Raw genomic sequence first — 24,886 nt, forward strand, 5'->3', positions numbered from 1 at the left:
AGGAGCCAGCCCGCGGTCGATGGCGAGACTCAGGGGCGAAGCGCCCTCACGCCCCCGCGGCGGGGACCGGCTCCGGCTGCTTGGGCAGCACGGCCTGGAGCACCAGCGCCAGCACGACCACCAGCGCGCAGCCGATGACGTTGAACCACAGGTAGCCGATGTCGCTGAGCATGAAGAGCGCAATCACCGTGGACTGGGAGATGACGGCCGCCCCGAAGACGGCATGCCCGCGCACGTGCTTGAGGAAGAACGCCACCAGGAAGATGCCCAGCACCGTCCCGTAGAAGATGGACCCGAGGATGTTCACCGCCTGGATGAGGTTGTCGAGCAGCGACGCGAACGTCGCGAAGCTCACGGCCACCAGGCCCCAGAACACGGTGAACAGCTTGGACGCCACCAGCACGTGCCGGTCCGACGCATTCGGGCGGAAGACGCGGCGGTAGAAGTCCACCGTCGTCGTCGCGCCCAGCGCGTTCAGCTCACTGGCGATGGAGCTCATTGCCGCCGAGAGAATCACGGCGATGAGCAGCCCGAACAGGCCGCTGGGCAGCCAGCGCTTCACGAACCCGATGAAGATGTAGTCCGAGTCCTTCGTCTCCACGCCCGGCAGCGCGCGGGTCACCACGGCCTTGGCTTCCTTGCGGATGTCGCTGGCCTGCTTCGCCGCGCCCCGCAGCGCCTCCCGCGAGGTGGACTCGGCGGCGGCATCCCCGGCCTCACGGGCCGCGAGGAAGCGCTCCACCTCGGCCTTCTTGGCCGACTGCACCTGCTCCCACCGGGCCTCGACGGCGGCGAACTCGCCCGCCTGCGCGGTGCCCTGCACGCGCTCGCGGAGCGGCTCGTTGAACAGCAGGGGCGGCGTGCTGAACTGGTAGAAGACGAAGACGAGGACTCCGACGAAGAGGATGAGGAACTGCATCGGAATCTTCAGCACGCCGTTGAAGAGCAGCCCCAGCCGGCTCTCGGAGATGGAGCGTCCGGTGAGGTAGCGCCCCACCTGCGACTGGTCCGTGCCGAAGTACGACAGCGACAGGAAGAAGCCGCCGGTGATGCCGGACCAGAAGTTGTAGCGGTCCTCCACGTTGAAGTCGAAGCTCACCACGTTCATCCGCCCGAAGGCGCCCGCCACGTCCACGGCCTTCCCGAACGAGACGTGCTCCGGCAGCCGCCAGATGATGACGAGCGCGGCCACCACCATGCCGCCCATCATCACCACCATCTGCTGCTTCTGCGTCTGGCTGACGGCGTTGGAGCCGCCCGTCACCGTGTAGAGGATGACGAGCGCCCCCATGGCCACCACCGTGGGCTCCAGCGGCCAGCCCAGGATGGAGGAGAGGATGATGGACGGCGCGTAGATGGTGATGCCCGCCGCCAGCCCGCGCTGGATGAGGAAGAGGAACGCGCCCAACAGCCGCGTCTTCAGGTCGAAGCGCGACTCCAGGTACTGGTACGCGGTGATGACGTTCAGCCGGTAGTAGATGGGCACGAAGACGGCGCTGATGAGCACCATCGCAAGCGGCAGCCCGAAGTAGAACTGCACGAAGCGCATCCCGTCCTCGTAGGCCTGCCCGGGGACGGAGAGGAACGTAATCGCGCTGGCCTGCGTGGCCATCACCGACAGGCCAATGGTGGGCCACTTCAGCTCGCGAGCCCCGCGCAGGTAGTCCTCCGAGGTCTGCGCGCTGCGGGCCTTCCACAGCCCCCACACCACGATGAACGCAATCGTCCCGACGAGGACCAACCAGTCGAGCAGTGTCACGAATACGCCTCGGTGAGCGCCCAGAACAGGGCGACGAACAGGACGAAGGTGCCGAGCACCACGAGGTAGATGTTGCGCCAGGAGCCGAGCAGCGGCGGCGCGTCATCCATCTCGGGCCGGGGCGCCGGGGACGGGTCAGGTGCGTTGCTCATTGCGCGAGGATGTTCGCCAGGAGGCGGTAGGCGCCGGGGACGCCGGCGGGGAGCTGACGGAAGAAGGCGAGCCCCGTGTACACGAAGACGCCCTTGCCATGACGGGCGACGAGCAGCGAGCCCTTGAGCGGAGCTTCACCCGCGTCGCTCATCGCGAACACGGGCCGGTAGTGTTCATCCCACGTGGACGCGAAGTAGAGGCCGCGCTCCTGCACCCAGCCCTCGAAGTCCGCGGCGGACAGCGCGTTGGGCGCACGCAGCAGCGGCTCTTTCTGGGTGACGGGCGTCATCGCCGCCGTCTCGTCTGTCACGCGCTCGCGGCCAATCTCCAGCGGGTACGGGCCGACGAAGGTGGTGAGCGGGCCGACGCGGCTGTTGGTGTTGTACTGCACCACCAACCGCCCTCCCCCCTCCACGTACTCGAGCAGCCGCTCGCGGTGGACGGCGAGGCGCGGGTTGGCGTTGAAGGCGCGCACGCCCACGAGGATGGCCTCGTAGCGCTCCAGCTTCTCCCCGGCGAGGCGCTCCTCGGGAAGCACCGTCACCTCGTAGCCCACCGCCGCCAGGCTCTCCGCCACGCGGTCTCCCGGCCCGGGGATGTAGCCGATGCGCTTCACCTTCGTGGCCAGCGTGAAGGGCACCAGCGTCGCCTCCGACGGCTGGCGCACCGCCAGCGGCGGGATGTGCTCGTGCGCCACCGTGCGCACGCGCCACGAGTCGAAGCGCCCTCCCGTCTCCACGACGGCGCGCAGCCGGCCCTTCTCCGTGGCGCCCCCTGGCGGGCGCACCGTGAAGACCACGGTGCGCTCCTCACCCCGCGCGGCGAACTGGAATGGCACCTCCGACGGCGCCACCTTCCAGCCCTCGGGCACGTCCAGCCGGGCCTTGCCGCTGACGTCCGCGCGGCCCGCGGCCAGGACCACGGAGACGGACTGGGCCGCGCCGTTGGGGAACATCAGCACGTCCCGCTCCAGCGTCGCGGTGACGGCGGGGACGATTTCGAAGGCGCGATAGAGCTCTCCGCGCACGGGGTCCGTCCACACGAAGACCACCGGCCGCGTCACGTCGAAGCGCCGGCCGTTGGCCTCATAGACGAACGTCACCGTCAGCGCGGGGTCTGCCTCGGGCCTGCCGGTGAGCGCGCGGTCCGCGTCCTCCAGCGTGTAGAGGCCGCCCGTGACGGGCCGGCGCAGCCAGTAGGGCGTGGTGATGGGCGCGTACTGGGAGAGGGCCACCTTCCGCGTCAGCTTGACCGGTGCATTCTCGGCCAGCGCGGCGCCGGCGGCCAGGGACTCGCCTCCGGGGAGCGTCACGCTCACCAGCCGGAGCGCGGCGGGCGAGCGGTTCAGCGCCGTCAGGCTCAGCTCCACCTGCGAGCCCGGCACGGCCGAGGGCTCCGTGGCGCGCGCCTCCAGGAACAGCCCCGCGCACGCGGCGAGGAGCGCCTCCGTCTCGCGCAGCTTGAGGGCCCTCCAAGGGTTGTCCTGCGGCAGGGACGTCAGCGCCTCGTGGACGCGGACGAGCGCGGGCACGCTGCGATGCGGCGCGCGCACGTCGAAGCCCTTCTGCGCCTCGTCCACCGCGCGGGCCACGGCCTCCGCGCCGCTCCAGCGCTTCCAGGTGAAGTCCAGCCCCTCGAAAATGTCCGCCTTCGGGCGCGTCCCGGCCAGCGGCGAGAAGTACTCCAGCAGCGGGCCGCGCTCGGCGGGCACGCCGAAGCCCTGGCTCTTGTGCTGGCTGCGACTCTCCGCGGAAACCTCCCCCCACGAGCGCCCGAGCAGCGCGTCGTACCCGCCCACGTCCACCTTCAGGTAGCCGGACATGTCCGCGTTGGCCGGCAGGCTCCAGGTGGAGGTGTTGTGCAGCAGCCGGTCCGCCTTCCAGGGACTCACCTCCGTGAGCTGCTCGGGAAAGCGCTTGGGGTCGGCGGCGGCGGTGAAGGCCTCTGCCGCGAGGAGCGCGGACGCGGTGTGGTGCCCGTGGTTCGGCGGCTTCGTGGAGAAGCGCGTGACGATGACGTCCGGCCGGAAGCGGCGGATGGCGAGCACCACGTCCGCCAGCACCTCGTCATGGCCCCAGATTTTCAGCGCCTCGTCCGCGCTCTTCGTGTAGCCGAAGTCGCGCGCCCGGGTGAAGAGCTGCTCGGCGCCGTCCACGCGCCGCGCCGCGAGCAGCTCATACGTGCGGATGAGCCCGAGCATCGCGTCCTGCTCGGTGCCGATGAGGTTCTGCCCACCGTCGCCGCGCGTGATGGAGAGGTAGCCCGCCCGCAGGCCGCGCTCACCCACGAGCCACGCCAGGAAGCGCGTGTTCTCGTCGTCCGGGTGGGCGGCCACGTAGAGCACGCTCCCCGTCGTCCCCAGCCGCCGCAGCCCCGCGGCGATTTCCCCCGCATGGGGCTGTCGCGGCGCCTGTGCGAGGGCCGTCGACCCGACTCCAAGACTCATGACCAGCGCCATTCCCAAGCCGAGCAGATTCCGCATTCGGGCGGACCCTATAACAAGGCACTCGCACCCGCGCGCGTGACCTTCAATCGTCCCCAATCGTCATTGACGCGATTGGCCAGGGAATAAGTGCGCCGCGTGCGTGTCCGTTGCCGTGCCCGTCCGCACCGGACCTGTTATCTAGCCCGCCCCGTGACGTCCTCGTTCTCTGCCGTGTGGCTTCGTGGAGATGCGCGTGCGCTCTCCTTCCTCCCCGACCGCTTCCGCCACCCGGCCGCGCGCGCCGAGGCGGTGGCCGCCGCCGCGTCGCGCGCCGTCTCACCGGCGCTGCTCGACGTGCTCGTGGCCCGCAACGCGCGTCTCGCCCCCAGTCCCGCCCGCGAGCGCAACCTCGAGCTTTTGTCACGCCCCGGTACCGTGGCCGTCGTGACGGGACAGCAGATGGGCCTGTTCCTCGGCCCGCTCTTCACCCTCTACAAGGCCGCCGCCGCCATCACCGCGGCCCGCGCACTCTCGCAGGAGACCGGCCGGCCCTGCGTCCCCGTCTTCTGGCTCCAGACGGAGGACCACGACCTGCCGGAGGTCGACCACTGCTTCATCCCCCGCCCCACCGGCGGCCCCCTGCGCCTGGCGCTGGAACATCCCGACGCGGCGGCCTCGCGAGTGCCCATCGCCCACCGCCACCTGGGCGAAAGCGTCACCGCCGCCCTGGCCACGCTGCGCGCCGAGCTGGGCGAGGAGCCCCACGCGTCCGAGCACCTGGCCCTGCTGGAGCGCGCCTACCGCCCCGAGGCCACGCTGGCGGAGGCCTTCACCGAGGTGCTCTCGCACGTGTTCGCCGAGGAGGGGCTGGTGTTCCTCGACCCGAGGGATGCCCGCCTCGCGCCGCTCGCGGCGCCCGTGCACCGCCGCGCCATCCTGGAGGCGGAGGCCATCTCCACCGCGCTCGCCGCCCGGGTGCGGGCGCTCACCGACGCCGGCTTCTCCGAGCAGGTCCACATCCGCCCCGGCTCACCGCTCGGCTTCTTCTCACCGGACGGCGTCGACGGCCCGCGCTACCGCCTGGACCCCGCGGGCCCCGACACCTGGAGCCTCGTCGGCCACCCGGAGGGACGCACCGTCACGACGGCCGAGCTGCTCGGCTGGCTGGAGCGGGAGCCCCTGCGCTTCACCACGTCCGCGCTGCTGCGGCCCCTCCTGCAGGACACGTGGCTCCCCACGGCGGCCTATGTCGGAGGCCCTGGCGAGGTGGCCTACTTCGCGCAGCTCGCCCCGCTCTACGCACACGCGGGCCTGCCCATGCCGCTCATCGTGCCGCGCGCCCGCTTCCGCGTGCTCGATGACCGCACCCGGCGGTGGCTCGGCAAACTGGGCCTCCAGCCCGACGAGGTGGGCACGCCGCGCGAGGACCTGCTGACGCGACTGGCCGCCCGTGACGCCACCCAGCCGCTCGAGTCCCCCGAGGCCCTGGAGGCCCGCCTCTTCGGCGCCTTCGCCGCGGAGCTGGACCGGTTGAACGACTCGATGCTCGCGCTGGACTCCACCCTCCAGGACGCGCTCCAGCGCACCCGGGGCACCGTGCGCGTCGCCGTGTCGCGCCTCACGGGCCGGTATGCCCGTGCGCTCGCCCGGCGCGACGGCGTCGCCGCCGAGCGGGTGGACCGCCTGCGCACGTACCTCACCCCGAACGGCGAGCCGCAGGAGCGCGTCCTCGCCATGCCCTCCTTCGCCTGTCGCCTCGGTACGCGCGCCTTCACGAAGCAGGTGCTCGACGCCTGCGTGCCCTTCTCCGGCGACCTCAGGGACTTGACGCCATGAGCGAGTCCTACGGCCTCGACGTCCTCGCCTTCGGCCCGCACCCGGACGACGTGGAATTGTTCTGCGGCGGCCTCCTCGCGCGCATGGCGGGTCAGGGCTACCGCACGGGCATCATCGACCTGACGCGCGGCGAGAAGAGCTCGCGCGGCACGCCCGAGACACGCGCCCAGGAGACGGACGCCGCCTCGCGCGCGCTGGGCCTGTCCCTCCGGGAGAACCTCGGCCTGCCGGATGGCTGGGTGAGTCCCTGGGCCGGCTTCGAGACGCCCGAGCCCGAGCGCTCACGCACCGCCGCCGTGGCCCGCGTGGTGGAAGTCCTGCGCCGCCTGCGGCCGGAGCTGGTCGTCGTCCCCTGGGAGGAGGAGCGCCACCCGGACCACGAGGCCACCAGCGCGCTGGTGACGCGCGCGCTGTTCTTCGCCGGAGTGCGCAAGTTCGAGGCGGAGCCCCCCGGCGCCCCCTTCACGCCGAGACAGGTGCTCTACTACCCGCTGCGCCACCTGGCCGAGCCGAGCTTCGTGCTGGACGTGTCCTCCGTGTACGAGCAGAAGCGGGCAGCGGTGCGCTGCTACGCGAGCCAGGTGCAGCCCCGCCCGGACGCGCCGCCCACGCTGGTGGGCTCGCCGCTGTCCCTCTCCTCGCTGGAGGCCCGGGACGCCTTCTATGGCGCGCAGGTGGGGGTGGCCCACGGCGAGCCGTATGTCGTCCGTGAGACGTTGGGACTGACCGACCCGGTGGACCACTTCCGCCGGAATAGCTTCGCGCGCCCCCTGTTCTTCCCCCAACGCCGATGACTGACTCGCTCAACGTGGCCATCACCTGCTTTCCGACCTTCGGCGGCAGCGGCATGGTGGCAACCGAGATTGGCCTCGCCATGGCGGACCGGGGCCACCGCGTCCACTTCATCGCGAAGGACCTGCCGGTGCGCCTGCACGGCACCAGCCGCAAGGTCTTCTTCCACGAGGTGACGGAGAGCGACTACCCGGCGCTCCAGCACTCCAGCACGTACCCCATCGCGCTCGCCTCCAAGATGATTGAGGTGGCCAGCTACGAGCGGCTCGACGTGCTGCACGTCCACTACGCCGTCCCGCATGCCACGGCCGCGTGGATGGCGCGCGAAGTGCTGGGCGACAAGGCGCCGCGCATCGTCACCACGCTGCACGGGACGGACACCACGCTGGTGGGCATCGACCCCAGCTACCTGCCGATTACGCGCTTCTCCATCCTGCGCAGCGACGCGGTGACGACGCCCTCGGACTTCCTCCGGCGCGCCACGTGGAAGGGCTTCGGCATCCCCGAGAGCGTCCCCATCGACGTCATCTTCAACTTCGTGGACACGCAGCGCTATGCGCCCAGGAGAGACCGCGCCTGCCTCCTGCCCCTCTTCCCGGACCTGCGCGAGCCGGAGCCCGTGCTCATCCACGTCTCCAACTTCCGCGCCGTGAAGCGCATCAGCGACGTGGTGGGCATCTTCACGGAGGTGCACCGCCAGCGTCCCTGCCGGCTGGTGATGATTGGCGACGGCCCCGAGCGCACCTCCGCCGAGCGCCACCTGCGCGGGCTGGGCCTGGAGAGCCGCGTCGCCTTCCTGGGCAAGCAGGACCGCTTCGAGGAACTGCTCGCCGCGGCGGACGTCTTCCTCCTCCCCAGCGAGCAGGAGAGCTTCGGGCTCGCCGCGCTGGAGGCGCTGAGCTGCGGCATCCCCGTGGTGGCCAGCAACATCGGCGGCATCCCCGAGCTCGTCACCCACGGGGAGACGGGCTTCCTCGCACCGGTGGGGGACCTCACGGCCATGGCCGGGCACGTGCTCACCCTGGTCCAGGACGCGGCCCGGTGGCGGAACTACTCACGCCGCGCGCGGGAGGTGGTGCTCGAGCGCTTCCAGCTCGGCCCCGCCATCGACCGCTACGAGGCGCTCTACCGCCGGCTCGCGAGGGGAGCCCCCCAGCGCTGAAGGGGCTCCCGGCCTGCGAGCCTGGGACTACTTCTTGTTCTTCCACTCCGCGAGGGCCTTGGAGACCTGGTCGCGGAAGAAGAAGTTCTTGTCCTTCTGGCCCAGGTCCCACGACGCCTGCGCGGCCTTGCGGGCCTCGGCGTAGTTGCCCATGCGCGCGAGGATGTCGGCGCGAACCCACTGGTTGAACCAGTTGGACTGGATGGCGACGGACGCGTCCGCCTGCTTCAGCGCGCCCGGGAGGTCCTTCTGCGTGTCGGCCAGGTAGCGGGCCGCGTTGGCGAGCATCCGCGCCGAGCCGTCCACCGCCGACTGGATGCTGGCCTTCGCGTGCGCGGCCGAGTCCACCTTGATGGGCACCGAGACGCGCAGCTTCTCCCACTCCAGGTCGAGCGACGTCGTGTCATCCGTGGTGTTGGAGAAGATGAAGGCCAGCCGCTCGCGGTTCGGAATCTCGGCGGTGGTGGCGTCCACGGTGGCCACGTCGTTGGAGGCCACGTAGGGGGCGGGCGTCGCCCACAGGCCCAGCTCCTTGTTCAGCATCACCTTCCAGCCCTTCTGCGAGGGCATGGAGACGATGGAGTACGTGCCCGCGGGCACGGGCTTGCCACCGAAGGTGACGTCGCGGCTGAAGGTGATTTTCGTGGCCGCGTTGGCGCCGGTGCGCCACGGCTTGTCGAAGGGCACCACGTCGCCCCAGATCTTCCGGCCCTTCACGCCGGGGCTGGAATAGTCGATGGTGATGTCGGTGACGCCCACCCGCTGCATCACCTTCGCCGCGGGGCTTGCGGCGGGGAGCTCGAGCTGGGCGGCCGCGGGCGTGGCCACGAGGGCCACGAGCGCGGACAGCAGACATCCGAGGGCCAGGTTCTTCATCGTCCTCACTTCGTCCTTTCTCAACCCATTGGGTTGAAGAGCGGGCGGAGTGTAGCGACGCGACGCGGACCTTCCACACTTTCGACGCGGACTCGCACCGCGTCATGGCTCGGGCGGGTGCGTCACCAGCCCTTCACGCCGCCGCCGCCCGCCTTCGCGGTGCCCGCGTCGTGGGTTCCCGCATCCGGGGCGCCGGAGCCGCCCGTGCCCTCGGTGCTGCCGGAGGGTTGCTCATTCCCCTTGGTGCCCTGGTTGCAGCCCGTGGCGCCTCCGACCAGCGCGCCGCCCATCACCAGCACCTGGAACAGCTTCCGGTAGTCCATGTCCAACCGAACCTTTCCGGCGGCGGATGGCACCGCGCGCCGCTTGGAGGAGACACCACCCTACCCCGGCGGCGGGGCTCGCGGCGCCTGCCCCCGCGGGCGAAGCGCGGACTGGACACTCGACGTCACGGAAGTGTTCCCCCTGCCGCCCGGGGTGGCCATGCTGTCGGCACGATGAAGCTGACGAGGCTCGTGGTCCATCACTACCGAAGCGTCACCCCCGGCACCGAGCTGGTGTTCAGCCCATCGCTCAACCTGGTGCTGGGGGAGAACGGCACCGGGAGGACCACGCTGCTGGAGCTCATCTCCACCGTCGTCGGCTCGGACTTCTCCAGCCTCGTCCATGAGCGCTTCTCGCTCGAATACGATTTGACCTTCCCGGGGATGAAGCTCCACGTCTACGTCCGCAACGAGCAGACCGCCGCCCCGCCGGACCCGGACGAGCCGCCGCGCAAGGGCTCCGAGTTGCTGCCGCTGCGCACGCCGCAGACGGGCACGGCGGGGCTGCACCCCCGCATCGAGGTGGACCTGAAGCTCACGTCCCCCGCCTCCCGGCTGGTGATGCGCGCCGACGAGGCGGGCATCGACTGCAAGGTGGACGGCGAGTCCGCGTGGTCGCGCACCATGCACTGGTCGCTGCTGGACCGCTCGGTGTGGACGCTGCTGTTCATGACGGCGCAGTACATCGACCGGGACATGAAGGAGCGGCTCAAGGAGCTGCTGCGCCGCACCTTCCTGCTGGCGCCGCAGCGCTTCGACGAGGGGCTCGGGATGTTCGAGCGCCTCGGCGGCATCCGCTACGCCATGGAGGTGCGGGACGGCGAGGTCTTCCCCCTGGGGCTGATGGCGCTGCCCACGTGGATGCCGGGGTGGCTGCGCGAGCAGGTGGAGCGCGAGGCGCCGCCGGACGTGCTGGTGTTCCGGCACGACACCATGGAGCGGAGCTTCCTGGCGCGCTTCGTGTCCCTGGCGGGCTTCAAGGCGGGGACGTTCCGCGTGGAGGTGCTGGAGAAGCGCTCGTTCGAGAATGGCGGGCGCGTGGGCTTCGGCGGGTTCGGCTTCCACTTCGCGTGCGGCGACGGCGGCGGGCTGTCACACGCCGAGCTGGGCTTCGGTCAGAAGCGGCTCTTGTCCTTCCTCTACTACCTGGACGTGAATGAGGACTTCGCCATCACGGACGAGCTGGCCAACGGCCTGCATCCGAAGTGGGTGGAGGCCTGCATGCGGGAGCTGGGGACGCGGCAGGTGTTCCTCGCGAGCCAGAACCCGCTGCCCTTCGAGCACGCGCGGTTCTCTTCCGCGGAGGAGCTGAGGTCCTCGCTGCTCCTGTGCGGCGCGGGCACCTGGGCCAACCCCACGTGGGCGGCGGCCGGGCAGCTCTTCGACGCGTACCGGCAGGGAGCGCGGCCGCTGGCGGCGCTCCTGCGGGAGCAGGGCTTCTGGTGAGCTAGAAGCGGCCCGCGCGCGCCTCGTCGAAGTCCACCCGGTGCTTCATGTAGAGGGTGTCCAGCATGTGGTTGCTGATGGGGTTGAGGTTGCCGTCGGTGAAGCGGTGCACCACGGCGCCCTTGCCCGCGTCCTTGAGGAAGGACGCCGGGTCGATGCTGCCGCCCAGGCCGGTGAGGGTGGGCACCGGGTCCGCGTTGTTGACGTAGTGGACGTACTGGGGGCCGTCCGGGTAGCGCGTGGACGCGGCGCCGAAGGTCTCCACGCTGAGCTTGCTCATCAGCTGCTCGACCTGGGGCCTGGACATGCCGTCCTCCATGCGCAGCCGGCGCTCCACGTCGAACAGGGCGCGCGCTGTGATGAGGCCGCCCTGGCTGTAGCCCATGAGGTGGACCTCGCGGCCCGCCTTGAGCTCGCCGTAGACGGTGTCCGCGAGCGTGTCCACGGCGGGGTTGGTGCCCTTGTCGAGCTTGTCCGTCACGCACTGGGCCAGGTCCGTCACCAGTCCCTGGGTGGCGTTGTGGATGCCGATGACGCGCGCGTCGGCGGTCTCCGCGATGGACTGCATCTCCTTCAGCTGCCCCTCCATGGGGGTCATGATGCCGTTGACGTAGAGGATGGTCTTCGACGGGTTCGGATTGTCGAGCGGCGTGACGGCGGGGATGTCCTTGAGCGGCGTGCCGGGCGGGAAGGACTGCCCCTTGGCGCCGACGAACTTCCCGTCGCTCATCCGGTCCGGCTTCGCGTCGCCTCCGAAGACGCGGCGCAGCTCGCTCAGGTGCGAGGCTTCGAAGACGTCCGCGCCCATCTTCACGAAGCGGGGGAGGTCGGCCAGGCCCTGCTTCGCGGCATCCACCAGCGAGCCAATCGGGTTCTTCAGCGCCGTCGCGGTGGTGCGGGCCTGCGTGGGGCTCGTGGGGACGGAGACGCTGCGGCTGCGGTCGATGGGGCTCATGGAGGACCTCCAAACCCACGGGGGCGATGGGCTTGCCCACCATTGTCTACAAATGTGGGAAGGAAGTTGCGCGCCCGGGGGTGAAGCTCCGGGCGCGCTCCCAGAGCGGGTCCTCAGCACCCCGGCCCGACGATTCCAGACGCCTCGCACCCGAGCAGTCCGCCCTGGATGGGGATGGGCGTCACGGCTCCGTTGTATTCGAGCCGCGCGCGCTCGAACCACTGCGCGCGAATCCACCGGTTGTCCTTCGTGAGGAAGTCCAGCTCCCTGGAGATGGGATAGCCCAGCACCGCCACGCCCTTCGCGTTGAAGTAGTCCCGGAAGGCGCCGCACACGTACTTGCCGCCGCCCGCGAACGGGCCGATGAGCGAGCAGTTCGACCCGGGCGAGCCCTGTCCCGGCGTCCAGTCATCCGGGTTGATGCCATACCGCTCGCGCGCGAGCTGGCTGCCGATGGCCCCCAGCGCCACCTGCGAGCCCGCGGGCAGCTCCGGGTGGTACTCCAGCCGGTGCCGCTGGAACCACTGCTGCCAGAGGATGCGCCCGGTGCGCGTGTCCACGCCGCAGTCCTCCTCGGCGACGGGGAAGCCGAACACGCCCAGCCCGCCCTTCGAGTCGTACGTGCTCAGGAACAGCCCGCGCACCGTCTTCCCCGTCTCCGGGAACAGGCGCGTGGGGGAGAGGCTCTGCCGCCAGCACGCGCCCCAGCCCGTGTTCGGGTCTCCCGCGTTGAACGTGTTGGAGTTGTTCGCGAACGCCTGCCGCAACGCCGGATAGCGCGACAACGACTGCTGCGGCCACGCATCGTCGTGCCACGTGTACCAGACGGCGCCGATGAGGTCGTGATTGGAGCTGCCCCCGTTCCACGCGTTGATGTCGTTGAGCGCCGTGCTGATGAAGCTCGCCACGTGGCTCTCGGTGGAGGAGCCCTCGACGTTGGCCGCCCACTCGGACAGCAGCACCGGCACCTGCGAGAAGCCCAGCGCGTCAATCCACTGGAGCGTGTTCTGGTACCCCAGCCCCGCGCCCGTGGTGCCCGTGCGGAACGTCGCCAGGCCCGCGGCCGCATTGCTCACCCCGCCCGCGTAGGCGTGGATGGCGATGCCGTCCACGTCCACCGGGTGCAGGTTGTAGAGAATCCCGGTGAGGTAGTCCTTGCCGGAGGTGTAGACGTCGGCGGTGAAGTCCGTCGCGTTGGGCGAGACACCACCGACATAGACGGCGTCATTCCCGTGCCCCGGCATGCTCCGGATGAGCGCCCGCGCGGACCGGTAGACGTCGCCGTAGACGTTGTAGGGAATCCGGCCGTTGGGGAAGCCCAGCGCCTCGCCCTTCATGTTCATCTCGTTGCCGATGATCCACGTGTGCACCGCCCCGTTGTTCGGCGCGGTGAGCACGCGGCGCAGGTAGTCGAGGTAGCACTCCTTGTGGGTACCGCCCGGCGTGGTGATGTCGCCCATCCGCGCGCTCAGGTCCGGGGAGAGGTAGCAGCGGCCCCACGAGCCGTTGTTCGTCCCGCCCTCCCAGGGAATGGTGGCGCCCGCCACCGACGCGCCCTGCGGGTTGATGTTGCCGGCGCCCCGCGCGTAGTCCACGCGCACCACCGGCGTGAAGCCCTGCCCCGCCGCGGTGGCCATGTCGCCCAGCAGGCCCCCAATCCAGTTCACATCGGTGCTGTACGTCTCCTTCACAATCCAGCCCTTGCGCCCGGGGAACAGCGCCGTCAGCGCGCCCAGCTGGTGCGCGATGTCGGGCGAGTGGACGCCCAGCATCACCGGCGAGCGCGGCGCCGGGTAGCTGCTGCGCGTCGCGCCGATGGCCGCGGACGAAACCGCCACGTCCGCCGGAGCCGGAACGTCTTCGGCCGGAGACGATGAACCGCACGCGCTCGTCGCCACCAGCGCCGCGCCCGCGAGCGCCTGCTTGAGGAATGAACCCGCTTTCATGTGAGTGCTCTCCGCGAGCGGACGCACGTGAAGGGGGCGTCCCGGCCCGCATGCGCAGTAGCCCCGCACGGAACCGAGAAGTCAAAGTTTACAGGGTTGTCCTAAAAGTGCAGGACGCGTCTGTCTCAGCACGGCTCGGAAGAAACAGCGGATGGAACTTCTCTTCCCCCCGCGGTGTCCGGTGCGCCGCCTCCTGCAACCACACTGGAGCTGACATGCGATTGCGACACACGGCCTGGCTCCTGCTGGCCGTCTGGGGTTGTGCGACGAGCAGCACTCCTTCGAAGCCTCCGCCCGAGCGGGGACACGGGCTCGCCTTCATCGAGGACGACTACGCGGCCGCGCTCCAGAAGGCGCGCGAGCAGCACCTGCCCCTGTTCGTCGAGGCGTGGGCGCTCTGGTGCCAGTCCTGCCGCTCCATGCGCGCGACGGTGCTGACCGATTCAGCCCTCCTCCCCTACGCCGGCCGCTTCGTCTGGCTCGCCATCGACACGGACCAGCCCGGCAACGAGGCCTTCCTCCGGCGCTTCCCCATCGACACCTGGCCCACCGTGCTCGTGCTGGACCCGGAGCAGGAGTCGGTGGTGGCGCGCTCGCTGGGCGCCGTGTCCGTGCCGCAGCTCCTCGCCTTCCTCGAGCAGTCCCAGCGCGCCCTGGAGCAAGGCCCTGCCCGCGCGGATGGGCTCGCACTCTCGGGCGCCCACGCACAGGCCGCCACCGCCTATCAGCAGGAGCTCGCACGGCTCCCCCGGGAGAGCCCGCTGCGTGCGGGCACGGTGGTGTCCCTGCTCAAGTCACTCGCCGCCTCGGGTGCCTCCGACGAATGCGTGCGGCTGACGGACCGGGAGCTTCCGTCCCTGTCGAGCCTGGAGGACCGCGCGCGGCTGCTGTACGTCGGCATCGGCTGCGCGCTGGACCTGGAGACGGAAGAGGCCACCGCCCTGCGCACCCGGATGACGGAGGAGGCCGTCCGCGGCATCCGGTCTCCCGCGGACGCCCTGGCGCCCATGCTGCGCTCCTCCCTCTACGAGTCCGTCTGTGAGGTCCGGCAGATGGCGGGGGACGAGGCCGGGGCGCGCGAGCTCGCCGAGGAGTGGCTCGGCTTTCTCGAAGCCAACGCGAAGGCCGCGCGCAGTGCCGATGAGCGCTCCGCGCTCGACAGCCACCGGGTGATGGCGGCGCTGACGCTGGAGGAGCCCGGACGTGTCATTCCCGCCCTGGAGCAGAGCGAGCGCGGCCATCCGGAGGACTACTCCGCCCCGGCGCGGCTCGCCCAGCTGTACCTCATGTCCGGCCAGCTCGACCGCGCGTTGGAGGCGAGCCACCGCGCGCTGACGCTCGCACGTGGAGGCGGGCGCATCCTCGTCCTCACGACCCAGGCCCGCATCCTGCTCGCACGCGGCGAGCCCTCGAAGGCCGAGCAACTGCTGACGGAGTCCCTCCAGCAGCTCGGGGACACCGCCGGGGCCTCGCGGCACCGACGCGCCTTGCAGTCCGTGCTCGACCACGTGCGAGCCCAGGGGAAGCAGTAGCGACGCTCCCTTCGCGCCGTCCGGGTCAGTGCGGGTCCGGCGGTGGAGGCTCGCTCCGCTCCTCCGGAGCGACCTTCTGCTCCACGTGCTTGCGCATGAGGCGCCGGGTCGCGGTCTCCTCCTCCTCCGTGCGCTGGCGCCGCTTCACCAAGCCCTGCGTCTCGTCCACGAACCAGAACACCACCCGGAAGAAGGCGGCGATGACGGTGATGAGCAGCGACGAGAGGAACCAGCTCAACACCGTGCCCGGCCAGCCGCCGACGGTGACGTCGATGGCGTACGTCCCCGTCAGCGGCACCAGCGCGAACGCGGCGTAGTGCGACACACAGTAGGGACAGGACACCAGGTACCCCACCCAGGTGTCCTTCCCTCCCAGCCGCTCCCGCAGCGGGGCGAAGATGCGCTCCCGGGCGATGGTCTGCGACACCCCCATCACCACCGCGGAGACAGCGAAGAGCTGGAAGACGTCCGCCATCTCACCAAGGTGGAGATGACGCGGCAGGTAAGAAGGAGCACACCCACCCTCCGAGGGCTCGTCCGCCTGCCTGCCCCTGGCGGCGCCTCCCACGCCCCCCCACGTTTGTCGGTGAACAGTCGGAAGAGACTTCCCAAAGGCCCCCTGTAAAAACGACCGACTACCGCCCCTAAGCACCCCGGGGCGTTTGTGCAAACCCGCGTATCCACTCGGGAACGCTGTGGATCAGCCGTGGCACACGCATTGCGATAGGCCACCCCCGTCCGCAGTCGAGCGAACCCCCAGGTTTCGATCTCTTTACCCCGAGAGACACCATGCAGACCTCCAACTCCTTCTCCGCTTCTCCCGACTCTCTCTCCACGTACCTCTCGGAGATCAACCGCTACCCGCTGCTCACGCAGCCGCAGGAGCAGGAGCTGTCGCGCCGCTTTCGCGCGGGCGACCTGGCGGCGGGCCACCAGCTCGTCACGGCCAACCTGCGCTTCGTGGTGAAGGTGGCGTACGAGTACCGCTCCTACGGCCTGAAGATGTCGGACCTCATCCAGGAGGCGAACATCGGCCTGATGAAGGCCGTGCAGAAGTTCGACCCGGACAAGGGCATCCGCCTCATCTCCTACGCGGTGTGGTGGATCCGCGCGTACATCCAGAACTGCATCCTCAAGAACTGGAGCCTGGTGAAGCTCGGCACCACGCAGGCGCAGCGCCGGCTGTTCTTCAGCCTGGCCCGCACGCGCCGCGAGCTGGAGAAGATGGGCGCCGGTGACGGCCACATCGTCAACGCCGAGGAGATTGCCCGGAAGCTGAACGTGAAGGCCTCCGAGGTGCGCGAGATGGAGCAGCGCATGGGCGGCCGGGACCTCTCGCTCGACGCGCCCATGGGCGAGGACGGCGACGCCACCCACCTGGACTTCGTCGAGTCCGAGTCCGCCTCCGCGGTGGACGAGGTCGCCGACAAGCAGCAGGCGGACCTCACCCGCGAGCTGGTGCAGCGCGCCCTGCGCCGCCTGGACCCGCGCGAGCGCTTCATCATCGAGCAGCGCGTCATGGGCGACGCGGAGATGACCCTGAGCGAGCTGGGCGAGCACTTCGGCTTCTCCCGCGAGCGCGCCCGTCAGCTGGAGATCCGCGCCAAGGACAAGCTCAAGGCCGCGCTCGCCACGCTGATGGCCGAGGCCGGCGTGGACGAGGCCACCCTCGCCGCCTGAGCAGCGGGCGACATTTCCCGGCAGTCCTCCCCGAGCCAGTGTGCCCATGCGAGTGGGCGTCCTGGCTCGCGGTGTTTCCAGGCTCCCACTTCACAAGCGTTGATGCTTCGCCGTCTCTCCGGCTGCACCCCACAGCCCTCGCGCGAGCGCGAGGAAGGAGAGATGTCCCATGTCGAAGCCCAGCGTTCCCATGCACCATGCGGCCCGTGCCGCCCGCAGCGTCCACGCGAAGTCACTGCTCAAGGACCCCAACGTGCTGGGCGTCGCGGTCGGCTACAAGCTCACGGGCGGCAGGAATACCGGCGACCTCGCGGTGACCGTGATTGTCGCGCGCAAGCGGTCCCGCTCGGGGCTGCCCTCCAGTGCCGTGCTGCCCGACAAGATCTTGATTCCCGGCGCCGAGGTGCCCACGGACATCGTCGAGGCGGACGGCCCGTTCTACCAGCACATCAACAATTCCAATGTTCCCCCGGCCCGCCCCGGGACGAGCATCGGCGAGGTGAGCATCACCGCGGGCACGTTCGGCGCGCTGGTCCTCACCAACAAGGATGGCTCGCCGCGAATCCTGTCCAACAACCACGTGCTGGCCAACAACAACAAGGCGGCGCTGGGCTCGCCCATCGTCTATCCGGGGCCGTACGACGGGGGCCGGGCGCCCGCCAACACCATCGCGAAGCTCTCCCAGTTCATCACCATCATCCCCGACAGCCAGGGTGAGAACTTCGTCGACGCGGCCCTGGCCACGCCCACGGACTTCTCCCTCATCGACAACACGCCGCTGGACGGCGTGCCCGCGCCCAGCAAGGCCAACCCCGCGGTCGGCCTGCTGTGGGGGGGTGACGGCAGCAGCCAGAGCTTCTACTCGCCCATCGACACCGTGCTGGCACTGCTCGACGTGCGCTTCTCGAGCGACGAGGCCACGGCCTACCCCGTCATCGGGATGGAGTTGCAGAAGACGGGGCGCACGACCAACAGGACCACGGGCAAGGTCACCCACGTGCATGCCACGCTCAAGATCGGCATCGATGGCATCGGCACCGCCATCTTCTCCGACCAGTTCATTACCTCGCTCATGTCCCAGGGCGGCGATAGCGGCTCGGTCGCGGTCAAGCTCTAGACTCGGAGCGTCCGCCTGCCCGCGCGCGAGCGCACGCGCGCGGCGGCAAGAAGAGGAGCCACGATGGCAGACCAGGACCTGCGGGACGTCATCCAGCGAAACGCCTCCGTGCTGCTGCGAAGGCCCGGTGTCACCGGGCTCGCCCAGGGCAACGCCCGCGAGCACGGAGGGGCAGACGCGCCCTGCCTCGTGCTCTTCGTCACCGAGGACGCGGACACCCGGGGCCTTCCGGACCGGCTGGAAGGCCTCCCGGTGTACGTGGTCCGGAAGCCCGAGCCCCGGCAGCAGTGACGGGCATCGCAGCGCAAGCACAGGGCCGCCCCGGCAGGACGCCGGGGCGGCCCTTCGCATTCACGCGAGTCACGACGCCGGCATGGCGCCGCACACCTCCGCAACTACCGCGACGCCGCCTCCAGCCTGCGCAACGCCTGCGCCGCGGCCCGGCGCGAGCCGCACCTGTCACTCCCTCCATCACCCGGCCCGCGCCCGGCCAGCTCCCGCAGCGGCTCCATGGCCCCGTCCACCGAGAGCCCGCCGAGCGCACGCGCGGCGGCGGCGCGCACCGGACACTCCGCGTGGCCCAGCAGCTCCACCAGGCGCTCCGCCGCGGCGCCATGTCCCGCCTCCGCGCCCGCCCGGTAGTCCTCCACCGCCAGGCGAGGCTCGCCCAGCAGCTCGCGCAGCTGTCCCTGCTGGAAGGCGCGCACGCCCGCGTCCGCCTCCGCGTCCAGCAAGGCCTGCGCTTCGCGCGCCTTCGCGGCCCGCTCCGCCTCCGGTGCGCGCGCCACGGCCTCGAGCGCGGACTCCCACCGTGAAGGCCAGTACCCGGCCACCACCGGCACCGCCATCAGCCCCAGCGCCATCACCACCCGCCGGGCCTGCTTCCACGTCACGTCGCGCCCCCGGCGCACGAGTCGGCGGAACACCAGGGTCAACCGCGCCACCCCGCGCCGTGCCTCACCGCTCCAGCCGGGGCCCCGCCCCAGCCCGCTCGCCGGCGCGCGCGCGCGGAATACGCGCACCCCGCCGGGGACGACGTCGCGCAGGAAGATGCCCACCTGCTCCGTGGGGATGCGCGCCTTGTCCATCACCAGCCAGGTGGACTCGGTGAGGTACACGCCGTCGCCGGTGAGTGCCTCCTGAAGCCGCTCCGCCAGGTCCGCCGGCTCACCGCCGACGTCGTCCGACTCCAGCCACACCTCCCCCGTGCTCACCACCTGCCGCAGCTCGAACCGCTCGGGTCTCCGCGCGTGCGTGTCATCACGCGCACGCCGCGTCTGCATCTCCAGGGCACACAGGACCGCGACGGTAGGCGACGCAAAGGCAACCAGGAACGCACCACCACGCGTGCTGAACACCCGACCTCCGCGGGCGCGACACGCCGGAACCACGCGCCACGCGTGCGCGTCGCGCAGCCGTCGCTCCTCGTCGAACGTGCGAGGGTGTTCTCGCGTCGTGTCATGCACGACGCGCGTGAAGAGGATGGCGAGGTTGGCGGTGTTCACGTCATGGGGTGACGCGTGGCGCGCCGCAACTGTGATGCGAAACGCCGCGGCCCCGCATGTCAGCCCCTGGATCAATATTGAACGTGCGGCCCCACGACCCTTTCGCTTCGGGTCAAGAGTTGAAGTGCCTTCCGTACGGCAACTCACACATTCAGGTTCCTCGCATTCCCATCAGCACCGGACCTGCTGATCGGATTCGCGTTGGGCCCCGCGGGCCGCGATGTCCATTTCAAGGGATAACTTCTGGAGCATCTGGCAATGCCATAGCGAGTACCTCTATCGGCAAAGCCTCTGCATGATGAACGGAAACCGCGCTGACGCCGAGGAGGCGTTCAGCGCGGCCAGGCTCCGCGCGTGTGAGGCCGTCCACGCGCAGGAGCTCCGGGTCACCAACGAGAAGGCCTGGCTGGGCGCGGTGCTGCGCAACGTCTGCGTGGACGCGCACCGCCGGCGTCAGCGCTTTCATGACGACTCCAGCGACGATGACGAGCCGGTAGACCGCGTCGGCACTCTGGAGTCGACCGCGCCCTCTCCCGAGACGCTGGTGCTGCGCGATGAGGTGGAGAGCTGCGTCTGGGAGCGCGTCCTGGCGTTGCCACCGACGCTGCGCGAGCCCTTCGTCATGCGCTTCATGCACGACATGTCCTATGGAGACATCGCCCATCAGCTCGGGCTGACGAACTGCAACGTGCGCAAGCGCGTCCAGCTCGCGTACCGCGCCCTGCGCACCGTGCTGGCGGATCTGAAGCCGGATTCGCGGCGGGAAAAGCGCGCCGTTCACAACGGGCAGGCTGAGGCGTCCTGAAAACGTTGCCGCCGCAACACGCAGCACGCGGCACACGCTGAAAGTCAGACACACCCAACCTCATGTCTCACGTGTGGGGGCGCTTTCAAAGGCCGGCCTCTCACGCGGTTGCAGTCCCCGGCCTTCACCCCCACAACGCAGGAGTCGTCATGTCCGCCATCAAGCTCGTCAACGCCGTCCCCGCCGCCAGCACCCCGTCCGTGGAGTTCCGCCTGTCCCAGGGCAGCAACCAGATTGCCCGCATCGGCGTCGCGTCCGGTGGGCAGGCCTCCGTCCCCACCACGACCAACTACTCGGTGCAGGCCTTCACGACGATGGGCGACTTCTCGCTCACGTCCAACACGCTCTCCTTCAACACCACGTCCGCCACGCTGCTGGCGCAGGTGCTGACGGAGGACGGCTTCTACGACTTCCAGCTCGTGCAGTCCGCCGGCACCAAGCCCTCCGCCCTGGTGTGCGAGAACACCTGGCGCAACCCGGTGCAGTTCACCATCAGCCAGCCGGGCTCGCCGATGCAGATCGTCACCGTGGTGAACGAGCACAACAACACCACCGTGAGCACCGCGCAGCAGTGGCAGTGCTACGTCATCGCCGACGGCATCACCACGGGGACGGTGACCATCACGGACCCGAACGCGACCATCACCGTCACCCCGGACAACAACGACGAGAGCTACACCCTCACGGTGAGCTGAAGGCCGGTGCGCGCGGGGACGGGCGGAAGGTTTCCAGCGACCGCCGTCCGCCTGTCCCCGCATCACGGCTGCCTGTCCTGCTTCCCATCCGAAGGCGCTCGAGACGACGATGACCCTGCTCCTCATCAACGACACATCCCTGCGTGTCCAGTTCCGGCTCCGCCAGCAGGCGGGACTGTCGGGCAGCTTCACGCTCGACAAGGGGGGCAGGTACCGGCAGAAGGTGGACGAGCAGTACCGCATCCGCGTCTTCAACAGCTCGCCGGATACGCGGTACGACCTGCTGCTCGACGTGCTCAACGGGCCGTCCATCCGCCTCTTCGCCTTCCGCCGGAACGACGACCAGAGTCCCCTCTTCGAGGTGGTGCAGGAACCCCCGCTCCAGCCCCATCAACTGCGGTGCGAGAACAGCACCCTGCTGCCGCTGTGCTTCCAGGTGGAGCGGCTCAACCCCCACCTGGAGGGCCTGCTCCAGCTCCCGCCCCAGCACTCCGGCTCGCTCGGGCTGGCGGACGAGTACGAGCTGGAAGCCGTCATCGGCGGCTGCATGTCCAACCGCCTGAGCCTGAAGACCCTGAACTGCACGGTGACCGCCTACCACGACAAGGAGACCGGGAAGACCGGTCTGCGCGCCACCTGACCCCATCCCGAAGAAAGAGCCCATGACCAGTCCATCCTCGAAGTCCTCTTCCTCCTCCATCCAGCCCCTCAAGGGCGCGGACACCCCCACGGCCTCCGGAAGCTGGAGCTACAACGGCTTCTCCGTGAGCTGGGAGACCTCGGACCCGTACTCCGTCACCCTCACCACCCAGTGCGGGAGCAGCTCCGGCACCTACAAGCTGCAAGCCACCGCCACCGCCTCCAGCGCTCCGTGCCCCATCAACGAGGCGCCGCTGCAGACCGAGGCCCGCCTGGACCTGGCCTCCCAGGTCCAGATGGGTTCGTCGGGGCCCGTCTCCATCATCCTGAGCATCAAGCTCTCGTCGGACATCGTCCTGCGGACGAACATCGGCGGCTGGACGGTCAACAAGTCGCCCGAACATGCCGACAGCATCAGCCCCTGGTGGCTCATGCAGGCCTCGAGCGACTGCGACAGTGGCAGCGGCAGTGGCAGCGGCGGCCTGCCGAGTGCCCCCGTTGTTCGCGACGCCAGCAGCGGCGGCGCCAGCGGCGGCGGTTTCGACCTTCCCTGAAAGGATGAAGACAGATGGCTCCGCGCAATCCTGGACGTCCCCCGGTTCCGCTCCCCGGTACGCCCGCGTGGCCCGCGGCGCCATCTGCTTCGGCGCCCCCCGTGTCCCGGGGCGCCCCGCCGCCCGCCGTCCCACCCGCCCCCGCTCCGGCTTCCGCCCCGGCGTCCGCGCCCGTCGCGCAGTCGCCGGGCCACCTTCCCCCTCCGCTTGAGCGGGGGCGGGTGGGACGGGTGGAGCTGCCGGGCATGGGCCGCTTCACCGTGGCCTGGCACGCCAGCACGGACGGGCTCGCCGTCAGCGGGACGGTGCGCTCCGCGACCAACGGCCAGGAGGAGGCCTTCCACCTGGACGCCGTGAATCGCCGCAAGTGGATGCAGCTCGGTCAGCCTCCCGCCACGTTGGAGCTGGAGCTGCACTACCAGCAACTGCCGCGCATGGACTTCCGCGCGGAGGTGCAGCTCAGCGCGTCGACGGTGCAGGAGCTCTCCATCTCCGAGTGGTGGACCGACCAGCCCGCCCCGCCCTTCCACACCCACCATGACGAGCCCGTCGGCGTCGTCATCGACAACCCGGCGGAGTCGGTCGAAATCCTCTCCTACCTGGTGATGCAGTACGCGAAGAAGGGGGGCTCGCCCGGGACGGACGGCCGCTTCATCTTCCACCCCGACGACACCGCGGCCGCCGCGCCAGCGACACCTCCCCCGCCCGCCGAGCCCGCCCCGGCTCCGGACGCGAGCAGTGCCACGAGCGCGCCGCCAGCCGCCGCGGCCCCCGCCGCGCAGCCTTGCGAGCCTCCTCCGCCACCGCCACCACCGCTGCCCGTCTCCACGAGCCAGCTCGCCGGGCTGCATCCCGTGCTCTCCGCCATCAAGGGCGTCTGCGAGCTGTCACGGCTGGTGAAGGCGGCGCAGGACGCGCTGAAGCAGCCGCCGGGGGACTGGCTGGGCTCGCAGGACGCGAAGGACCTGCGGACGACGCTGTGGAATCAAATCATCGACCACGCCGCGAACAGCCCCGGACGCACGCGGGAGGGAGACGCCCTCATCAACGCGCTGCGCGTCTTCTCCTTCCTCCAGCGGCTCCAGAACGGCGACGCGACGCTGAAGGAGGAACAGCCGCGCAAGCAGGCCCTCTCGGCGCTCGTCGTGCTGCCCCGCGCGCAGCTCCCCGACAGCGTGCCGCTGGCGGACAGTGCCCTGGGCTCGCCGCTGTCACCTCCAGGAGACGACACGGGCTGGACGCAGCTGCTCGGCTTCGGGCTGCTGAAGCTCGTGCGCCAGCAGCTCAAGGGTTACGAGCCGGGAGAGATTGCCTACACCCTCAACGTGATGCCGGGTGAGAAGCGCGTCCTCTCCGAGCGCCACCATTCCCACGCCGAGCAGCACTCCCGCCGCGAGCGCGAGTCGAAGGACGAGAAGTCGAAGTCCAATCAGACGCAGACGGACCAGGACCTGCGGCAGGAGGTGGAGTCGCTGGCCGCCTCGGACACCCTCACCCGCGACTTCAGCAACGTCACCTACAGCTACGGCAGCAACGGCCTGACGCTCACGCTGGGCGGCACCGCCACCGACACGCTGAGCGACAACGACACGCTCACCACCAATGACACCCGCACCATCCAGAAGACCCTCCAGCTCGCGGCGAACCGCCTGGAAGCGCGGCTCGGCACGCAGCGCGAGCGGCGCCTCGTGGAGGAGTCCGAGCGCGTCTCGCGCGCCGTGCACGACAACCGCGGCAAGGACCTGCGCCAGGTGGGCATCTACCAGTGGCTGAAGAAGGTCTACCGGATGAGCCTCGACGAGCGGGGCGCGCGTCTCATCGTGGAAATCCTCGTCCCGCAGCCCGCCAGCGCGCTGCAGGAATTGCTGGAGCCCTCGGGCCGCCTGCCCACGCCGCCGCTCCCGCCGGAGCGCTTCTGGATACCCATCACCTCGCATCGCGACATCGACGACACGAACTACCAGCTGCTCGAGGCCTACTACCGCGCCGAGGGCGTGATGCATCCTCCCGACGGGGATACGTCGCTGTCTCCGCCCTCGCCCCCGTGGACGTCCATGCTGTGGGAGGTGTGGCAGCTGCGCGTGTACGAGGCCATCCTCGCCGGCTACCGCCGCTGCTGCCGCCTCTGGTACGAGGGCTGCTGGCAGCGGCTGCGGGAGTCTCCGTGGACGCTGCGCGAGCTGGAGCACGAGTCGCTCAAGAGCAAGGGCCTCGCCGCGCTGCAGGCGCTCCACCCGCGCCCGGAGGACCAGCAGCCGCCCTACCTGCGCTTCTTCGACGCGGCCTTCGAGTGGAAGGACATGGCCTACCGCTTCTACCCGTGGGGCACGGGGAGCAAGCCGGCGGAGCCGACCTTCGACTGGATGGGGCTGGCCACGCACGCCCAGGACTCCGACGCGCGCTTCCTGCAATTCCTGCGGGCCGGCTCGGCGCGGATGCTCGTCCCGGTGGCGCCGAGCTACTGGCTGCCGGTGGCGTACTACTTCGCCTACGGCCAGCTCCCGCCCTGGGGGCCCGGAGAGGTGCCCGTCCCCGAGGTGCTGGTCGACCTGCTCACCGCGCTGCTGGAGGCCCTGGACCGCAAGCCCGCCAATGACACACATTCATGGCGCGTCGAGGTCCCCACGTCCCTCCTCTATCTACGGGAGGGCTCCACCCTTCCGGAGATATACCGATGATTCCCTTT

General features: G+C 70.1%; 22 protein-coding genes. 13 read left to right on the plus strand and 9 right to left on the minus strand.

Annotated features, from left to right (window positions below; genetic code table 11):
* Positions 1 to 46: 46 nt before the first annotated feature.
* Genes ACX9TP_RS39480 through ACX9TP_RS39490 form a run of 3 tightly spaced genes read right to left on the minus strand, consistent with a single transcriptional unit; the run spans position 47 to position 4,394 of the window.
* Positions 47 to 1,759: a sodium:solute symporter family protein gene (locus ACX9TP_RS39480; protein ID WP_482975838.1), complete on the minus strand. Its 1,713-nt coding sequence runs from the start codon at positions 1,757 to 1,759 to the stop codon at positions 47 to 49.
* Positions 1,756 to 1,911 carry a hypothetical protein gene (locus tag ACX9TP_RS39485; RefSeq protein ID WP_482975839.1) on the minus strand — a complete coding sequence of 52 codons (156 nt, stop codon included), beginning with the start codon at positions 1,909 to 1,911 and terminating at the stop codon, positions 1,756 to 1,758. The genes ACX9TP_RS39480 and ACX9TP_RS39485 overlap by 4 nt, the downstream gene beginning before the upstream one ends.
* Positions 1,908 to 4,394: a PIG-L family deacetylase gene (locus ACX9TP_RS39490; RefSeq protein ID WP_482975840.1), complete on the minus strand. Its 2,487-nt coding sequence runs from the start codon at positions 4,392 to 4,394 to the stop codon at positions 1,908 to 1,910. The genes ACX9TP_RS39485 and ACX9TP_RS39490 overlap by 4 nt, the downstream gene beginning before the upstream one ends.
* A gap of 153 nt (positions 4,395 to 4,547) precedes the next feature.
* Between ACX9TP_RS39490 and bshC the strand changes: the two genes are divergently transcribed.
* The 3 genes from bshC to bshA are packed head-to-tail and all read left to right on the plus strand — an operon-like array spanning position 4,548 to position 8,127.
* A complete protein-coding gene (bshC, locus tag ACX9TP_RS39495) occupies positions 4,548 to 6,173 on the plus strand; it encodes a bacillithiol biosynthesis cysteine-adding enzyme BshC (RefSeq protein ID WP_482975841.1) in 1,626 nt (541 codons plus the stop codon).
* A complete protein-coding gene (bshB1, locus tag ACX9TP_RS39500; RefSeq protein ID WP_482975842.1) occupies positions 6,170 to 6,967 on the plus strand; it encodes a bacillithiol biosynthesis deacetylase BshB1 in 798 nt (265 codons plus the stop codon). The genes bshC and bshB1 overlap by 4 nt, the downstream gene beginning before the upstream one ends.
* A complete protein-coding gene (gene bshA, locus ACX9TP_RS39505; RefSeq protein ID WP_482975843.1) occupies positions 6,964 to 8,127 on the plus strand; it encodes an N-acetyl-alpha-D-glucosaminyl L-malate synthase BshA in 1,164 nt (387 codons plus the stop codon). Before bshB1 ends, bshA begins: the two co-directional genes overlap by 4 nt.
* 27 nt (positions 8,128 to 8,154) lie before the next feature.
* Here bshA and ACX9TP_RS39510 read toward each other — a convergent pair whose 3' ends face one another.
* Complete coding sequence (locus ACX9TP_RS39510) at positions 8,155 to 9,003, minus strand: DUF2911 domain-containing protein (RefSeq protein ID WP_482975844.1); 849 nt, start codon at positions 9,001 to 9,003, stop codon at positions 8,155 to 8,157.
* Between the two features lie 122 nt (positions 9,004 to 9,125).
* Entirely contained in the window at positions 9,126 to 9,326 is a 201-nt protein-coding gene (locus ACX9TP_RS39515) for a hypothetical protein (protein ID WP_482975845.1), read from the minus strand.
* Positions 9,327 to 9,500: 174 nt separating this feature from the next.
* Here ACX9TP_RS39515 and ACX9TP_RS39520 point away from each other — a divergent pair, with 174 nt between their 5' ends.
* Positions 9,501 to 10,772, plus strand: coding sequence for an AAA family ATPase (locus ACX9TP_RS39520; RefSeq protein WP_482975846.1), 1,272 nt, complete (start codon positions 9,501 to 9,503; stop codon positions 10,770 to 10,772).
* A gap of 1 nt (position 10,773) precedes the next feature.
* On the opposite strand, the gene ACX9TP_RS39525 is transcribed toward ACX9TP_RS39520, so the two are convergent.
* Positions 10,774 to 11,727, minus strand: coding sequence for a hypothetical protein (locus ACX9TP_RS39525; RefSeq protein ID WP_482975847.1), 954 nt, complete (start codon positions 11,725 to 11,727; stop codon positions 10,774 to 10,776).
* 113 nt (positions 11,728 to 11,840) lie between these two features.
* Positions 11,841 to 13,673, minus strand: a complete 1,833-nt coding sequence (locus tag ACX9TP_RS39530) for a hypothetical protein (protein ID WP_482975848.1) — start codon at positions 13,671 to 13,673, stop codon at positions 11,841 to 11,843.
* Positions 13,674 to 13,888: 215 nt separating this feature from the next.
* Between ACX9TP_RS39530 and ACX9TP_RS39535 the strand changes: the two genes are divergently transcribed.
* Positions 13,889 to 15,205 carry a thioredoxin family protein gene (locus ACX9TP_RS39535; RefSeq protein ID WP_482975849.1) on the plus strand — a complete coding sequence of 439 codons (1,317 nt, stop codon included), beginning with the start codon at positions 13,889 to 13,891 and terminating at the stop codon, positions 15,203 to 15,205.
* Positions 15,206 to 15,230: 25 nt separating this feature from the next.
* On the opposite strand, the gene ACX9TP_RS39540 is transcribed toward ACX9TP_RS39535, so the two are convergent.
* Positions 15,231 to 15,680, minus strand: coding sequence for a hypothetical protein (locus ACX9TP_RS39540; RefSeq protein ID WP_482975850.1), 450 nt, complete (start codon positions 15,678 to 15,680; stop codon positions 15,231 to 15,233).
* A gap of 314 nt (positions 15,681 to 15,994) precedes the next feature.
* Between ACX9TP_RS39540 and ACX9TP_RS39545 the strand changes: the two genes are divergently transcribed.
* The 3 genes from ACX9TP_RS39545 (at position 15,995) to ACX9TP_RS39555 (ending at position 18,293) form a co-directional block, all read left to right on the plus strand.
* On the plus strand, positions 15,995 to 16,885 hold the full coding sequence (locus ACX9TP_RS39545) for an RNA polymerase factor sigma-32 (protein ID WP_482975851.1): 891 nt from the start codon (positions 15,995 to 15,997) through the stop codon (positions 16,883 to 16,885).
* A 169-nt stretch (positions 16,886 to 17,054) separates the two neighbouring features.
* Positions 17,055 to 18,002 carry a hypothetical protein gene (locus ACX9TP_RS39550; RefSeq protein ID WP_482975852.1) on the plus strand — a complete coding sequence of 316 codons (948 nt, stop codon included), beginning with the start codon at positions 17,055 to 17,057 and terminating at the stop codon, positions 18,000 to 18,002.
* A 63-nt stretch (positions 18,003 to 18,065) separates the two neighbouring features.
* A complete protein-coding gene (locus ACX9TP_RS39555) occupies positions 18,066 to 18,293 on the plus strand; it encodes a hypothetical protein (RefSeq protein WP_482975853.1) in 228 nt (75 codons plus the stop codon).
* A 104-nt stretch (positions 18,294 to 18,397) separates the two neighbouring features.
* On the opposite strand, the gene ACX9TP_RS39560 is transcribed toward ACX9TP_RS39555, so the two are convergent.
* Positions 18,398 to 19,507 (minus strand): nucleotidyl cyclase domain-containing protein, encoded by a 1,110-nt coding sequence (locus tag ACX9TP_RS39560; protein WP_482975854.1) that lies wholly within the window; start codon positions 19,505 to 19,507, stop codon positions 18,398 to 18,400.
* Between the two features lie 295 nt (positions 19,508 to 19,802).
* Here ACX9TP_RS39560 and ACX9TP_RS39565 point away from each other — a divergent pair, with 295 nt between their 5' ends.
* The 5 genes from ACX9TP_RS39565 to ACX9TP_RS39585 all read left to right on the plus strand — a co-directional run bounded on the left by ACX9TP_RS39565 (position 19,803) and on the right by ACX9TP_RS39585 (position 24,878).
* Positions 19,803 to 20,312: an RNA polymerase sigma factor gene (locus ACX9TP_RS39565; RefSeq protein ID WP_482975855.1), complete on the plus strand. Its 510-nt coding sequence runs from the start codon at positions 19,803 to 19,805 to the stop codon at positions 20,310 to 20,312.
* A 149-nt stretch (positions 20,313 to 20,461) separates the two neighbouring features.
* Positions 20,462 to 21,007 carry a hypothetical protein gene (locus tag ACX9TP_RS39570; protein WP_482975856.1) on the plus strand — a complete coding sequence of 182 codons (546 nt, stop codon included), beginning with the start codon at positions 20,462 to 20,464 and terminating at the stop codon, positions 21,005 to 21,007.
* 109 nt (positions 21,008 to 21,116) lie between these two features.
* Complete coding sequence (locus tag ACX9TP_RS39575) at positions 21,117 to 21,647, plus strand: hypothetical protein (RefSeq protein WP_482975857.1); 531 nt, start codon at positions 21,117 to 21,119, stop codon at positions 21,645 to 21,647.
* 22 nt (positions 21,648 to 21,669) lie between these two features.
* Positions 21,670 to 22,200, plus strand: a complete 531-nt coding sequence (locus ACX9TP_RS39580; protein ID WP_482975858.1) for a hypothetical protein — start codon at positions 21,670 to 21,672, stop codon at positions 22,198 to 22,200.
* 245 nt (positions 22,201 to 22,445) lie between these two features.
* On the plus strand, positions 22,446 to 24,878 hold the full coding sequence (locus ACX9TP_RS39585) for a hypothetical protein (RefSeq protein WP_482975859.1): 2,433 nt from the start codon (positions 22,446 to 22,448) through the stop codon (positions 24,876 to 24,878).
* The last annotated feature ends 8 nt before the right edge of the window (positions 24,879 to 24,886 follow it).

Source organism: Pyxidicoccus sp. M15 (genome assembly GCF_056858435.1).

Coding starts and splice junctions, on each gene's coding strand:
- ACX9TP_RS39485 (WP_482975839.1), bottom strand. CDS start 1,911: ATGAGCAACGCACCTGACCCGTCCCCGGCGCCCCGGCCCGAGATGGAT.
- ACX9TP_RS39490 (WP_482975840.1), bottom strand. CDS start 4,394: ATGCGGAATCTGCTCGGCTTGGGAATGGCGCTGGTCATGAGTCTTGGA.
- bshB1 (WP_482975842.1), top strand. CDS start 6,170: ATGAGCGAGTCCTACGGCCTCGACGTCCTCGCCTTCGGCCCGCACCCG.
- bshA (WP_482975843.1), top strand. CDS start 6,964: ATGACTGACTCGCTCAACGTGGCCATCACCTGCTTTCCGACCTTCGGC.
- ACX9TP_RS39510 (WP_482975844.1), bottom strand. CDS start 9,003: ATGAAGAACCTGGCCCTCGGATGTCTGCTGTCCGCGCTCGTGGCCCTC.
- ACX9TP_RS39515 (WP_482975845.1), bottom strand. CDS start 9,326: ATGGACTACCGGAAGCTGTTCCAGGTGCTGGTGATGGGCGGCGCGCTG.
- ACX9TP_RS39520 (WP_482975846.1), top strand. CDS start 9,501: ATGAAGCTGACGAGGCTCGTGGTCCATCACTACCGAAGCGTCACCCCC.
- ACX9TP_RS39525 (WP_482975847.1), bottom strand. CDS start 11,727: ATGAGCCCCATCGACCGCAGCCGCAGCGTCTCCGTCCCCACGAGCCCC.
- ACX9TP_RS39530 (WP_482975848.1), bottom strand. CDS start 13,673: ATGAAAGCGGGTTCATTCCTCAAGCAGGCGCTCGCGGGCGCGGCGCTG.
- ACX9TP_RS39535 (WP_482975849.1), top strand. CDS start 13,889: ATGCGATTGCGACACACGGCCTGGCTCCTGCTGGCCGTCTGGGGTTGT.
- ACX9TP_RS39540 (WP_482975850.1), bottom strand. CDS start 15,680: ATGGCGGACGTCTTCCAGCTCTTCGCTGTCTCCGCGGTGGTGATGGGG.
- ACX9TP_RS39545 (WP_482975851.1), top strand. CDS start 15,995: ATGCAGACCTCCAACTCCTTCTCCGCTTCTCCCGACTCTCTCTCCACG.
- ACX9TP_RS39550 (WP_482975852.1), top strand. CDS start 17,055: ATGTCGAAGCCCAGCGTTCCCATGCACCATGCGGCCCGTGCCGCCCGC.
- ACX9TP_RS39555 (WP_482975853.1), top strand. CDS start 18,066: ATGGCAGACCAGGACCTGCGGGACGTCATCCAGCGAAACGCCTCCGTG.
- ACX9TP_RS39565 (WP_482975855.1), top strand. CDS start 19,803: ATGATGAACGGAAACCGCGCTGACGCCGAGGAGGCGTTCAGCGCGGCC.
- ACX9TP_RS39570 (WP_482975856.1), top strand. CDS start 20,462: ATGTCCGCCATCAAGCTCGTCAACGCCGTCCCCGCCGCCAGCACCCCG.
- ACX9TP_RS39575 (WP_482975857.1), top strand. CDS start 21,117: ATGACCCTGCTCCTCATCAACGACACATCCCTGCGTGTCCAGTTCCGG.
- ACX9TP_RS39580 (WP_482975858.1), top strand. CDS start 21,670: ATGACCAGTCCATCCTCGAAGTCCTCTTCCTCCTCCATCCAGCCCCTC.
- ACX9TP_RS39585 (WP_482975859.1), top strand. CDS start 22,446: ATGGGCCGCTTCACCGTGGCCTGGCACGCCAGCACGGACGGGCTCGCC.